The following is a 13,121-nucleotide window of genomic DNA, read 5'->3' as shown; positions in this document are numbered from 1 at the left end:
GCGAGGCGGATGGCGCGGGAGCACGGCGGCGGACCGGACGGGCCCGAGGACACCGACGGCGCGGCGGACGGCCCCGCCGCCTCGGAGGACGGCGGGCACGCCTACGCCCCCCGGCTGCCGGAGCTGCTGGAGGCGGTGTTCAGCGTCGGCACCGATCTGGGGCTCGGCACCACGCTCCAGCAGATCGTGGACACCGCCTCACTGCTGACCGACGCCCGCTACGGCGCCCTCGGGGTGCTGGACCCCGAGTCCGGCCGGATCACCGAGCTGTACACGGCGGGCCTCGGCGACGAGGAGCGCCGGCGCATCGGGGCGCTCCCGGACGGCCGCAGGGGCGTACTGGGCGCGCTGGTCCACGAACACCGGCCGCTGCGCTCCGACGACGTGACCCGCGACCCGCGCTCGGTGGGCGTACCGCCGGGGCACCCGGTCATGCACACCTTTCTCGGCACGCCCGTCCGGGTGGACACCGAGGTGTTCGGCAACCTCTACCTCACCGAGAAGAGCGGCGGGCGGCCGTTCACCGACGCCGACGACGCCCTGCTGCGGATCCTCGGTGCCCAGGCGGGCATCGCGATCAGCAACGCGCGGCTCTACGAGTCGGCCCTCCAGCGGGAGCGCTGGCTCCAGGGGGCCGCGGCCGTCACCACCGCGCTGCTCACCGGGACGAGCCGGGCCGAGGCGCTCCAGACCGTCGCCGAGGGGGCCCGGGTGCTCGCGGAGGCGGCGGCGGGGGTGATCCTCCAGTCCCGCGAGGACGGCGGCATGGAGATCGTCACCGTGTCGACCCTGGAGGACCCGACGGGCATCCTGGGCGCCTCGATCGCGCCCGGTTCCCCCGTACTCGTCCATCTGCTGGGCGGAGAGCCGGTGTTCATGGAGGACGCGGCGACCGACCCGCTGATGACGACCTCGGTGCGCCACCGGTTCGGGCCCAGCATGATGCTGCCGCTGGAGAGCGGCGGCCGGCTGATCGGGACCCTCGCGCTGCCCCGGCTGCGGGGCGGCCGGCCGTACACCTCGGCGGACCGGCAGCTGGCGACCCAGTTCGCCTCGCAGGCGGCGGTGGCGCTGGTGCTGGCGGACGCCCAGCACGACCGGGAGCAGCTGGCGGTCTACGAGGACCGCGACCGGATCGCCCGTGACCTGCACGATCTCGTGGTCCAGCGGCTCTTCGCGACGGAGATGACGCTGGAGTCGGCCCGCCGCCGGGCCGCCGCGGCGACGAAGGCCCCGGAGTGGTCCGGGGACCCGGACGACGCGGAGGAGGCGGACGGCCTGCTGGTACGGGCGGTGGACGAGCTCGACTCCACGATCCAGGAGGTGCGGACCACGATCTTCGCCCTCCAGCAGCCGCCGGCCGACGCCCCGACGACGTTCCGGGGCCGGGTGCTGCGGGAGACGGCGGGCGCGTCGGCCCTGCTCGGCTTCCAGCCGTCGGTGCACTTCGCGGGGCCGGTGGACGCGCTGGTGGGCGAGTCGGCGGCCGGAAGGCTGCTGGCGGCCCTGCGGGGCGCGCTGGCCGCCGCCCACCGCCGGGCGGGCGTCTCGGCGATCGAGGTCGAGGTGGACGCGACGGCACGGCTGCCGGACGGGCGGCGGGCGGTGCGGCTGCTGGTCGCGGACGACGGGCAGGACGACTCGGGTGAGCGGCGGTCGCCGGTCACCTGGCAGACGCCGATCTGAAGTCCGCCCGTGCGGGCCCGGTCAGTGGCCGGGACCGTGGGTGGGGGCAGCCCGCAGCGCGATCCGGGTGACGGAGTGGGCGACGCCCGCTTCCCGCTTGAGGCGTCGCAGCAGGCTGTCGAGGGCGCCGGGGTCGGCGGCGGTGGCGCGTACGAGGTAGTCGTGGCCGCCGGTGAGGTGCACCACCTCGGTGATGCCCGGCAGCATCAGCACGGAGCGTTCGAACTCCTCGTTGGTGGTGTCCAGGCGCAGCGAGACGTCGATGAAGACGACGAGTCCGGAGCGGGTGTCGGCGGCGGGGTCCACGATCACCGTGAAGCCGCGGATGACGCCGTCGCGGCGCATCCGGCGTACCCGGTCGCCCGCCGCGTTGGCGCTGAGCCCGACGCGCACGCCCAGGTCCCGGTAGGAGATCCGGGCGTCCTCCTGGAGGATGGCGAGTATTTCTCTGTCCAGCCGGTCCATACCACGATTGTCGCAGCATTCGGACAAAACCGACTGCGGAGGCGACTGCGGGAGCACGGGCGCACCCCGGGGGTGAGCGGCGACACGCCGCCCGTATCCCCCGGCCGGAGCATTCCGACGGGCTCCCTGGGCGCGGCAGGACTTGACTGGGCCCGTGGAGACAGCAGCCCCCGAACAGCCCGCCGCACCGGCGGCGGCCAGGCCTTCCGCCGCCGCGTACCGCAACCTCGTCGTGGCGACGATCGGCTTCGCGCTGACCTTCTGGGCGTGGAACCTGGTCTCGCCGCTCTCGGGCGAGTTCAAGGACCGGCTCGGGCTCAGCTCGTTCCAGCAGTCCTTCCTGGTCGCCGTGCCGGTCATCGTCGGCTCGCTCGGCCGCATCCCGGTGGGCGCGCTGACCGACAAGTACGGCGCGAAGCTGATGTTCCCCGCGGTGTCGGCGCTGACCGTCGTGCCCGTACTGCTCCTGATCCCCGCGAGGGACTCGTACGGGGCGATGCTCGCGGTGGGCTTCCTGCTGGGGCTGGGCGGCACCACGTTCGCCATCGGCATCCCCCTGGTCAACTCGTGGTTCCCGCCCTCCGACCGGGGGCTCGCGCTCGGCGTCTTCGGCATGGGCATGGGCGGGGTGGCGCTGTCCGGGTACTTCACCCCGCGCATCGCCAAGCACGGCGACGACCTGCCGTTCCTGGTGGTCGCGGGCGCGCTCGTGGTGTACGCGCTGCTGGCCGCCGTACTGATCACCGACCGCCCCGACCGGCCCGTGCCGGCCGGCACCCTGGTCCACCGGCTCACCGGGGCGGGCAAGCTGCGGGTGACCTGGGAGCTGTCGGCGCTGTACGCGATCGGCTTCGGCGGCATCGTGGCGTTCGGGGTGTACCTGCCGACCTACCTCAAGACCTGGTACGAGATGTCTCCGACCGACGCGGGCACCAAGGCGGCCGGCTTCGCGCTGGTGACCGTGGTCTTCCGGCCGGTCGGCGGCTACCTGTCGGACCACCTGCACCCGGCGCTGGTCACCGCGGCGGCGCTGCTGCTGGCCGCGCTGATGGCGATCGTCCAGGCCTTCGATCCGACGCTGAACCCGGTCGGCACCATCGCGCTGCTCGCCATGGCCGCCGGGCTCGGCACCGCGAGCGGCAGCGTCTTCGCCCTGGTCTCGCAGGTGACCCCGCAGCCGAAGGTGGGCAGCGTGACCGGCATCGTCGGCGCGATGGGCGGCCTCGGCGGGTTCGTGCCGCCGCTGGTGATGGGGGCAATCTACAGCGCCAAGGGCTCGTACTCGATCGGCTTCATGCTGCTCTCCGACCTCGCGCTGGCGGGCTGCGTGTACGCGTACGGGCGGATGCGGAACATCCAGCGGGACTCGGGCTGAGCCGGCGGCCGGGCGCCGAGGGGCTTGCGGGGAACCACGGCGCTGTCTCCCCGCGAGCCCTTACGCTGGCGGGCGTGACGCAACTTCTCCCCGCGCCCCTTCCGCCCGAGCCCCTTCTTCCCGCGCTCCAGCGTCCGACGGCCGGCACGGACGACCGGGAGGCGGTCCGGTTCGGCGAGCTCTCCCTCTCGTACGCCCGGTTGTCCGCGCTCGCGGGCTCGCTCGGGCCCCGGATCACCGGGGCGGGCGGGCGGGTCGCGGTCTGGGCGACGCCGTCCGCGGAGACCGTCGTCGCCGTGGTGGCCGCGCTCCTCGCGGGCGTGCCCGCCGTCCCCCTCAACCCGAAGACCGGTGAGCGCGAACTCGCGCACATCGTCGGCGACAGCGCGCCGGCCGCCGTGCTCGCCGGGCCGGAGGACGTACTGCCGCCGGTGCTCGCCGCGCTGCCCCGGATCGACGTCCTCGTGCGCGGGGACGGCGTGCCGACCGCTGCCGCTCCTGTCGCCGCCGCGGGGCCCGTACCCGTCGGGCCCGGTCCCGGGACAGCCGCGCTGGTCGTCTATACCTCCGGCACCACCGGGCCGCCCAAGGGGGCGCTGCTGCCCCGCCGGGCGGTCGCCGCCTCGCTGGACGCGCTGGAGGACGCCTGGGGCTGGACCGGCGACGACGTCCTCGTCCACGCGCTGCCGCTCTTCCATGTGCACGGGCTCGTGCTCGGGGTGCTCGGGCCGCTGCGCCGGGGCGGTTCGGTACGCCATCTGGGCAGGTTCTCCGCCGAGGGCGTGGCCCGTGAACTCGGCTCCGGGGCAACCATGTTGTTCGGCGTGCCGACCATGTACCACCGCCTGGCCGAGGCGCTCGGGACCGGAAAAAGCACCGCCGGGGAGACCGCCGGGGCCGCACTGGCCGGGGCGCTGGCGGGTGCCCGGCTGCTGGTCTCGGGGTCGGCCGCGCTGCCGGTCCACGACCACGAGCGCATCCACGCGGCGACCGGGCGGCGGGTGATCGAGCGGTACGGCATGACGGAGACGCTGATGAACACCGGCATCCGCGCGGACGGCGTCCCCCGGCCCGGCACGGTCGGCCCGCCGCTCGCCGGGGTGGAGCTCCGCCTGGTGGAGGAGGACGGTTCCCCGGCGGACGGCCCGGAGGCGATCGGCGAGATCCAGGTACGCGGCCCGAACCTCTTCAGCGGGTACCTGAACCGGCCGGACGCCACGGCTGCGGCGTTCACCGAGGACGGCTGGTTCCGTACCGGCGACATGGCCACGGCGGACCCCGACGGGTACGTCCGCATCGTCGGGCGCAAGGCCACCGACCTGATCAAGAGCGGTGGTCACAAGATCGGGGCGGGCGAGATCGAGAATGCCCTGCTCGACCACCCCGGGGTGCGGGAGGCCGCGGTCACCGGCGAACCGGACCCGGACCTCGGCGAGCGGATCGTCGCCTGGGTGGTCCCGGCCGACCCCGGATCACCGCCCGGCGAGGCCGAGTTGGCGGACCATGTGGCGAAACTCCTCGCCCCGCACAAGCGCCCCCGCGCCGTCCGCCACCTCGACGCCCTGCCGCGCAACGACCTGGGCAAGATCATGAAGCGGGCGTTGACGACCGATCCCCCGAGCGGACCGGGCCACGGTGGCTGAGCGGTCGGCGCGCCGGACCGCACGCGCGATGATCGCCGTCGTCGCGGACACCTTCGACGAGCGGCCGGCCCCCGGCGACGGGCACCACCCGGGCGCCGCGCAGGCACCGGACGGGCCGCTCGGCTGGAGCGGTTACGGGGCGGCGCGGTCCGAGGCCGCGGAGCGGACCGGCGAGACGGAGTCGGTGGTGCACGGCACAGCCCTGGTCGACGGGCGGCCCTGCGTGCTGCTCGCCTTCGAATTCGGCTTCCTGGGAGGCTCGTTGGGGCACCGGACCGGGGACCGGCTGACGGCCGCGTACTCCCTCGCCCGGGAACTCCGGCTGCCGCTGGTCTCCCTGGTCGCCACGGGCGGCAGCCGGATGCAGGAGGGCATGGTCGCGCTCACCCAGCTCCAGCGGGTGGCCCGTGCCTCGGCGGAGCTGCGGGCGGCCGGGCTGCCGCAGCTCGCGGTCCTGCGGGACCCGACGACCGGCGGCGGCTGGGCCACCGTGGGCGCGGGCGCCGACGTGGTGCTGGCGCTGCCGGGGGCGCAGGTCGGGTTCGCCGGTTCGCGGGTGCGCCCGCCGGACGCGGACCCGTACGCGTACACCGCCGAGGGGCAGTTGGCGGCGGGGCAGGCCGACGCGGTGGTGGATCAGGCGGAGTTGGCGGGGACGCTGGGGCGGTGGCTGGGGGTATTGAGGGGCGGCGCGGAGACGGGTGCGCGGGCGTCCGGCGTCCGGCCCGCTCCGGTGCCGCACGCGCTTTCCCGCACCCGGCTCCCCGCGACCGGCCGGGAGGCGGTGGCCCGGGCCCGTGCGCCTGAACGGCCGCGCGCCGAGGCGTACTTGGACGCGTACTTCGCGTACCGGCTCGTCCTGCGCGGCGACCGGGCGGGCGGCACGGACCCGGGGACGCTCTGCGGGTTCGGGCTCCACGGGGACCGGCCGGTGGCGTACGTCGCCCAGTGCGGCACCGCCACCCGGCCGGCCGGGTATCGGACGGCGGCCCGGACCGTGCGGCTGGCGGACCGGCTCGGCATTCCCGTACTCACCCTGATCGACACCCCGGGCGCCGCCAACGACGCGGCGGCCGAACGGGCCGGGGCGGGCGCGGCGATCGCCGACGCCTTCGCCGCGATCGCTGAGGCGCGGGTACCGGTGACCACGCTGGTGATCGGCGAGGGCGGTTCGGGCGGCGCGCTCGCCCTGGCCGCTCCCGGCCGCACCCATGTCACGGCCGACAGCTACTTCTCCGTCATCGCACCGGAGCCGGCGGCGGCGATCCTCAAGCGCCCGCCGTCCCGGGCCGACGAGACGGCCGACCAGCTCGGCCTGCGGCCCCAGGACCTGGTGGCCCTGGGGATCGCCCAGGGCATCGTGGGCGAGGAGCCGGAGGCACGGTAGGCGCCGCCCCGGCTCAGGAGGCCGCCGCGAGGGCGCGGAGCCGGGGGGCGACCTCCTCGCCGACCCGGAACGCCTCCTCCAGGTGGGGGTAGCCGGAGAGCACGAACTCGTCCACGCCGAGGCGCCGGTACTCGTCCAGCCGGGCCGCCACCTCGTCGTGCGAGCCGACCAGGGCGGTACCGGCCCCCTCGCGCACCAGGCCGATGCCGGCCCAGAGATTCGGGGAGATCTCCAGCTTCGCGGCGTCGGCGCTGCCGCCGTGCAGGGCGGTCATCCGGGCCTGGCCCACGGAGTCCATGCGGGCGAACCGCTGCTGGCTCGCCCGGACCGCCTCCGGGTCGATGCCCGCGAGAATCCGGTCGGCCTCCGACCAGGCCTCGGCGGAGGTGTCGCGGCTGATGACGTGCAGCCGGATCCCGTACCGCAGCGCCGGGGCCACCGCGCGCAGCCTCGCGATGCGCCCGGCGATGGCCGCGGGCGGTTCGCCCCAGAGCAGCTGGACGTCGGCCCGGCGGGCGGCGACCGCCTCCGCGGCGGGGGACGCCCCGCCGAAGTACAGGGGAACCCGGTGCTGGACGGCCGGGTCGGTGAGCTTGGCGCCCTCGATCCGCAGGTGTTCGCCGTGGTGGTCGACCTCCTTCCCGTCGAGGAGGTCCCGCAGCACCGACATCACCTCGTCGGTCCTGGCGTACCGCTGGTCGTGCGGCAACGCGTCGCCGTAGGCGAGCTGTTCGGCGGGATCACCGCCGGTGACCACGTTGAGGGAGAGCCGTCCCCCGGCGAACCGGCGGAAGGCGTCGGCCTGCTGGGCGAGGAGCGTCGGGCTGGTGAACCCCGCGCGGAAGGCGACGAGGAAGCCGATCCGCTCGGTGTGCTGGGTGAGCGCGGCGCTGAGGACCCACGGGTCGACACAGCCGAGCCCGACCGGCGTCAGCAGCGAGTGGAACCCGGCGGTCTCGGCGGCGCGGGCGACCTGCGCGAGGTAGCCGACGTCGGCACGGCGGCGGGTGGCGGAGCCGGTCCGGCCCTGCACGGCGGTGACCCCGCCGGGGTCGCGGCCGTCACCGCCGGTGGGCAGGAACCAGTGCAGCAGGAGGGAGCTCTCGGACATGGCGGACCCCGATCGGCAGCGGTGGGAGCGGGAGCGACGGCCGGTTGCCCGGCAGGCGCGCGGCGAGCGCCGCGCACGTCGCGTCAGTGGTGCGTGTGACGCTCACCGGTACGTACGACGCGTCAGCGGCACGTACGACAACGGCGCTCGGCCCGACAGTGCCCGGCCGGGACGCGCGGCGGAACCACGGGGCGTCGCGAAACCGGGCAAGGGGCCATGGAGGCATGGTGATCCGCGCGCCGTCCGTCCGACAAGCGCGTCCCGCATCGCGGACAGGCCGTACCCGCATCCCGGGCGGGCCGGAGCCGGGTGCTGCGGGTCCGTCAGGGCTGCGGGTCCGTCAGGGCTGCGGGTCCGTCAGGGCTGCGGGTTCCTGGCGTCGTAGCGGAGGAAACCGCGCCACTTCAGCGCCAGCAGCAGCACCGCGACCACGCACGCGAGGCCGCCGCCCGTGACGGCGACGCCCGGGGAGGCCAGGTCGGAGACGGAGCCGGCCAGGAAGTCGCCGAGGCGGGGGCCTCCGGCGACCACGACGATGAAGACGCCCTGGAGGCGCCCGCGCATCCGGTCCGGCACTGCGGCCTGGAGCATGGTGCCGCGGAAGACCATCGAGAAGGTGTCCGCGCAGCCCGCCAGGGCGAGGAACACGATGCCGAGCCAGAGCTGGCGGGTGAGGCCGAAGGCGGCGATCGCCGCACCCCAGCAGGCGACGGCGCAGACGACCGCGAGTCCGTGCCGTCTGACCCGGCCGAGCCAGCCCGAGCAGACGCCGCCGAGAAGGGCGCCGAACGCGGGGGCCGCGACGAGGAGTCCGGTGGTGCGCGCGTCGCCGTGGTACCAGACGATGGCGACGACCGGGAAGAGCGCCTTGGGGCTGGCGAGCACCATCGCGCAGAGGTCGCTGAAGAAGGTCATCCGCAGGTTGGGGCGGGTACCGAGGAACCGCAGTCCCTCCAGCACGGAGGCCCGCTCGCGCGGCTGCGCCCTGCCGGGCCCGGTCACGGATGCGCCACCGGTCTCGCCGGGTGCTGCCTCGCCGGGCGCGGTCGTGTCGGGCGCGGTCGTGTCGGGCAGGACCTTGGCGCCCCGGTCCGGGAGCATCGAGGGCAGGCGCCACATGGCGTACAGGGAGGCGGTGAAGGTGACGGCGTCCACGGTGTACGCGGCGCGGTAGCCCCACCAGCCGACGATCACGCCGCCCAGCATGGGGCCGACCAGGGTGCCGGTCGTGCTGGTGAGGGAGGAGAGGGCGTTGGCCGCGGGCAGTTGTTCGGGCGGCAGCAGCCGCGGGATCATCGAGCTGCGGGCCGGGGAGTTCAGCGCGAAGCAGACGGCCTGGAGGGCGACGATCGCGTACAGCAGCCCGACCTGCTCCACCCCCGCGACGGCGGAGACGAGCAGGGCCACCGAGAGCAGGAACGATCCTGTGGAGCTGCCGAGCCCGAGCTTGCGCCGGTCCATGGTGTCGGCGACGGCGCCGCCGTACAGGCCGAAGACCACCAGCGGCACGAGCGAGCAGAAGCCGATGAGCCCCACGGAGAAGGCGGACCCGGTGAGGTCGTACACCTGGAGCGACACCGCGAGCGAGGTCATTCCCTGCCCGATCCAGGACACGGTGTTGCCGAACCACAGCCGCCGGTAGTCGGGGGACGTGCGCAGCGGGGTCAGGTCGGCGAATATGCGTGTGCGGTGTACATCCGGTTTGCTCTTTTGGGTCACGCCGGATGGTAGCGGCCCTCCCCCGGCCCGCCGGTACGCGCCCCTGGGGGGCGGGAACAGCAGGCCGGGGCCCGGTCACTCGCCGAACGCCAGACGGAGGCCGAACCCGGCCACGACCGTGCCGGTGATCCGGTCGAGCAGCCGGCGGGCGGCGGGCTTGCGGAGCCAGCCGTCGAGGAGCCGCGCACAGCCGATCAGCACGGCCGACCAGACCAGCCCGAGCAGGAGGTGCACGCTCGTCAGCAGGAGTCCGGCGGTGAAGTGGTCGGCGCCGGGCGGGATGAACTGGGGCAGGACGGCGACGTAGAACGCGCCCATCTTGGGGTTGAGGAGATTGGTCAGGGCTCCCTGCCGCCAGCCGCCGCCCATCGAGTCCGCCCCGGCGGACAGCGGGCTCCCAGGCGCGTCGGAGGCCTGGGGCGAGTGGCCCCCGAAGGTGTCGCGGAGCATCCGTACGCCCATCCACACCAGGTAGGCGGCTCCCGCCCAGCGGAGCACCTCGTACGCCAGGTGGGAGGCGGTGAGGAGCGCGGTCACGCCCAGGGAGGTGAGGGCGCCCCAGAGCAGGGTGCCGGTCTGTATGCCGAGCACGACGCCCCAGGCCCGTCTGCGCCGGCCGAGCGCCGAGGTGCGCAGGATCAGGGCGGTGTCGAGGCCCGGAGTGAGAGTGAGGAGCCCTACGACGAGGGCGAAGGTCCACAGCGAAGCAGTCATTGCCATGGACCGCCAGCCTATCGGGACAGCCTCCCCGTCACTCGGGTGGGGGCGCCCGGGCCGGTACCGACGACCGGTATCCGATCGGTACGGCGTGGGGAGCCGCCTGCGACACCTTGGGGACGTCGGTAGGGCCGGGCGCAGCGGAGTACCGACCCAGAGATCCCTGATCGTGAGGTCGTGCCCCTTTGATCCCCAAGTTGTTCGCCGCCACCGACGCAGACGAGTGGCGCGACGCGCAGTCGCCGAATTCTCCGTTCCCGGAGCTTCTCCGCGAGGAAAGGTTCCCGCGAGAGCGACGTCACGCGACCACGACCGCCTCCACCGCGTTCGCGGACATCATCGGCGGGGCCCCGGAGGCGGAGTGGGACGCGCTCGCGGCCGGTCGTCTGTACTCCTCGAAGGCGTGGTTGCGGTTCTGCGCCACCGACATCGGGGGGAGCACGCTGACGGGCGCGGTGCATACCGAGGACGGTGCCGTGCCGGTGACGGCGATCGCCGACGAACCCAATTCCTTCTACCAGTGGCACACCCAGCTCACCGCCCGGGGACTCCCCGCACCGGCCTCCGCCGGGCTGCTGGTGGGCCAGCGCCGGGGTTATCAGACACATCTGCTGCTCCGTGCAGGCGTCCGCCCCGAGGCTGCGGCCCCCGGACTTCTGGACGGCATCCGCGCCACGGCCGCGACTTTGGGCGAGCTGTCCCTGCCCAGTCTGCCCGCGGGGCCGGCTCCCGCGGTGGGCGCCTTCCTGACCACCGGCGACGTGCTCGCCCTCCGCTCGGCCGGCGTGCGTACGGCTCCCGTCCTGCTCACCACCGACGCGTGGGTGTCCGTGCCGGACGGCGACTGGGCGGACTGGCTGCGTTCCCTCCCGTCGAAGGGTCGCAGGGACTCCGTGAAGCAGGAGGTGAAGGCGTTCGCGGCAGCGGGATACACGATCACCAGGGCCCCTCTGTCGGAGTGCTACGCCGAAGCGGCGGGCCTGCTCGCCGACACCCAGAAGCGGTACGGACACCCCTACGACCTGGGGGTGCTCACCGAGTCCTTCCGACTGCAGAGCGCGGCCATGGGCACCGAGGCGGAGGTCCTGTTCGCCGGACGCCCCGGTGAGCGACCGGTGGGGTTCTCCCTGTTCTACGTGCACGGCGACACGCTCGTCGTGCGGGCCGTCGGGTTCGACTACGAACGGCTCGTGCGCGGCGCGGCCGAGTACTTCAACCTCGTGTACTACGCCTCGGTGCGCATCGCGATCGACGCCGGTCTGCGGTGGATCCATCCGGGCATCGAGTCTCCCGACGCCAAGGCGCTGCGTGGTGCCCGGCTGCGGCCCCTGTGGCTCCTCGACCTGAGCGAGGACAGCGTGCTGGAGGGGCACGACGCGGAGATCCGCGCGCACAACGCGCGAAGGACCGCGGAGCTGGCCTCACTGTCGCCCGCCGTGGCCAAGGCGCTGGAAACCGATCTGTTCGCGCCGTTCCGCTGAGACGCGTACGGCGCGTACCCGCCGTCCTGCATCAGGCCGGGCCCGGCTGCCCCGGCACCCGGACGAGGACTGTGTCCGATCCGCGCACGCGAAGTCGCGTGGCCGGCGCTCCGGTGCCGCTCTCGACCCGTCTCCCGCCGCCACCGACGGCGGCTCCTCCCCCAGAGAAAGGTGTTGCCCGCCATGCACATGATGACCCTCGCGCCCGCCGACGTACCCGCCGAGGAACCGGCTCCGCCCGATGCGTTCCTCTTCATGGGGGACCTCGTGGTGCTCGCCCGCCAAGGCCGCCTGATCGAGGAGGCCGCCCGGCGAGGTCTGGCGCCGATCGCCGTCGTGTCCGACGACACGGACATGACCCGCTTGGACGCGGTCCGGGCGGACGCCGACCATCCCCTGAGCGCTCTGGTCGAGGTCGTCCAGGTGCCCGACGCGCGCATCGTCTCGGTGGTGCCCGGGGTACAACCCCTGCTGAGCAGGTACCGGGTGCGCGGCATCATCTCCGTCGGCGAGGTGTTCGTCGAGCCCGCAGGCGTGCTCGCCGACTGCCTCGGTCTGCCGGGCGCCGGTTCCGCCGCGTCCGTGATCTGCCGCAACAAGCTGCTCCAGCGCACCGCGGCACCCGCCCACGCTCCGCGCTGGCAGGTCGTACCGGTCGCCGAGCGCGCCTCCTTCACCCTGCCGGCCGACGCCTTCCCCTCCGTGGTCAAGCCCGCCGGGCGTTTCTACAGTTCCGGAGTGCGCCAGGTCTCCGACCAAGCGCAACTCACGGACGCGTTGGCGCAGTTCGGAGCGGACGAGATCTCTCTCGTGGAAAGCCGTGTGACCGGACGGGAGTTCTCCGTCGAGGCCCTGGTACAGCACGGGACGGTGATCTGGTCCGGCGTCACGGGCAAGCAGACCAACGAACACGAGGGCCCCTATTTCACCGAGTTGGGCCACACGAGCCCGGCCGTCATCGACGAGGGCGAGGAGCGGGCTCTGATCGGGGCCAACGTCGATGTGCTGGCCAGGGTGGGGGTGCGGGACGCGATCACCCACGCCGAGTACCGGCTGACGCCGGACGGCGACGTCGTGCTCATGGAGGTCGCCGTCCGGCTGCCGGGCGACGCCATCACCTTTCTGTGGGAACTGGCCACCGGGGAACCCGTCGAGACGGTCATGATCGATCTGGCTCTCGGCCTCCCGGCTGCGTATCCGGCACCTCGCCGCAGGGCTCGTCAGCAGTTCGTGGACCACCCCCACGGCCGTCTGAACGACGTGACCGCCGAGAGCCTTCCCGTCTCCTGGCCCAGCAGGGACGACGCCTGGCCCTTCCACTCCCCCGTGGCCGCCGATGCCGAGGCGGGTGCGCGCGGCGTCCTCGTCGGCCGGCTCCCCGGCGACGTCCTGGGCCCACAGCTCGACTCCGGCCACCGGTCGGCGTCCGTGATCGTCGACGCGCCCCTGGACGAGGACATCGACCTCGTCACCAAGCGGGCCGTCGCGCTGGTGGGGTTCGAGGTCGGCCCGGTCTGACCGGACGACCTCGTACGCA

General features: G+C 74.1%; 10 protein-coding genes. 6 read left to right on the top strand and 4 right to left on the bottom strand.

All coding sequences use genetic code 11. From position 1 onward, the window contains the following. The first annotated feature begins 9 nt into the window (after nucleotides 1–9). On the top strand, nucleotides 10–1,686 hold the full coding sequence (locus tag ACFZAX_RS28385; RefSeq protein WP_390965133.1) for a GAF domain-containing protein: 1,677 nt from the start codon (nucleotides 10–12) through the stop codon (nucleotides 1,684–1,686). A 21-nt stretch (nucleotides 1,687–1,707) separates the two neighbouring features. Here the strand turns inward: ACFZAX_RS28385 and ACFZAX_RS28380 are convergent, their stop codons facing one another. Beyond that, nucleotides 1,708–2,151, bottom strand: a complete 444-nt coding sequence (locus tag ACFZAX_RS28380; RefSeq protein ID WP_390965132.1) for an AsnC family transcriptional regulator — start codon at nucleotides 2,149–2,151, stop codon at nucleotides 1,708–1,710. A gap of 154 nt (nucleotides 2,152–2,305) precedes the next feature. Here ACFZAX_RS28380 and ACFZAX_RS28375 point away from each other — a divergent pair, with 154 nt between their 5' ends. The 3 genes from ACFZAX_RS28375 to ACFZAX_RS28365 all read left to right on the top strand — a co-directional run bounded on the left by ACFZAX_RS28375 (nucleotide 2,306) and on the right by ACFZAX_RS28365 (nucleotide 6,556). Continuing rightward, nucleotides 2,306–3,526 carry an MFS transporter gene (locus tag ACFZAX_RS28375; RefSeq protein WP_390965131.1) on the top strand — a complete coding sequence of 407 codons (1,221 nt, stop codon included), beginning with the start codon at nucleotides 2,306–2,308 and terminating at the stop codon, nucleotides 3,524–3,526. A gap of 74 nt (nucleotides 3,527–3,600) precedes the next feature. After that, nucleotides 3,601–5,169, top strand: a complete 1,569-nt coding sequence (locus ACFZAX_RS28370) for an AMP-binding protein (protein ID WP_390965130.1) — start codon at nucleotides 3,601–3,603, stop codon at nucleotides 5,167–5,169. A gap of 28 nt (nucleotides 5,170–5,197) precedes the next feature. Next, nucleotides 5,198–6,556, top strand: a complete 1,359-nt coding sequence (locus tag ACFZAX_RS28365) for a carboxyl transferase domain-containing protein (RefSeq protein WP_390965247.1) — start codon at nucleotides 5,198–5,200, stop codon at nucleotides 6,554–6,556. Nucleotides 6,557–6,569: 13 nt separating this feature from the next. On the opposite strand, the gene ACFZAX_RS28360 is transcribed toward ACFZAX_RS28365, so the two are convergent. From ACFZAX_RS28360 to ACFZAX_RS28350, 3 genes are all read right to left on the bottom strand, one after another. Further along, nucleotides 6,570–7,667, bottom strand: coding sequence for an LLM class flavin-dependent oxidoreductase (locus tag ACFZAX_RS28360; protein ID WP_390965129.1), 1,098 nt, complete (start codon nucleotides 7,665–7,667; stop codon nucleotides 6,570–6,572). Nucleotides 7,668–8,024: 357 nt separating this feature from the next. Further along, on the bottom strand, nucleotides 8,025–9,386 hold the full coding sequence (locus ACFZAX_RS28355; RefSeq protein ID WP_390965128.1) for an MFS transporter: 1,362 nt from the start codon (nucleotides 9,384–9,386) through the stop codon (nucleotides 8,025–8,027). 75 nt (nucleotides 9,387–9,461) lie between these two features. Further along, nucleotides 9,462–10,106: a LysE family transporter gene (locus ACFZAX_RS28350; RefSeq protein ID WP_390965127.1), complete on the bottom strand. Its 645-nt coding sequence runs from the start codon at nucleotides 10,104–10,106 to the stop codon at nucleotides 9,462–9,464. A gap of 182 nt (nucleotides 10,107–10,288) precedes the next feature. On the opposite strand from ACFZAX_RS28350, the gene ACFZAX_RS28345 reads away from it, so the two are divergent. Together ACFZAX_RS28345 and ACFZAX_RS28340 are read left to right on the top strand one after the other, a co-directional pair. Beyond that, nucleotides 10,289–11,584 (top strand): peptidogalycan biosysnthesis protein, encoded by a 1,296-nt coding sequence (locus tag ACFZAX_RS28345; RefSeq protein WP_390965126.1) that lies wholly within the window; start codon nucleotides 10,289–10,291, stop codon nucleotides 11,582–11,584. Nucleotides 11,585–11,767: 183 nt separating this feature from the next. Continuing rightward, a complete protein-coding gene (locus ACFZAX_RS28340) occupies nucleotides 11,768–13,102 on the top strand; it encodes an ATP-grasp domain-containing protein (RefSeq protein ID WP_390965125.1) in 1,335 nt (444 codons plus the stop codon). Nucleotides 13,103–13,121: the final 19 nt, after the last annotated feature.

Source organism: Streptomyces sp. NPDC008125, from assembly GCF_042957125.1.
Classification (GTDB): Bacteria; Actinomycetota; Actinomycetes; order Streptomycetales; family Streptomycetaceae; genus Streptomyces.
Note: the sequence above shows the minus strand (reverse complement) of the source record. Positions and strands in the feature narration are given on the sequence as shown.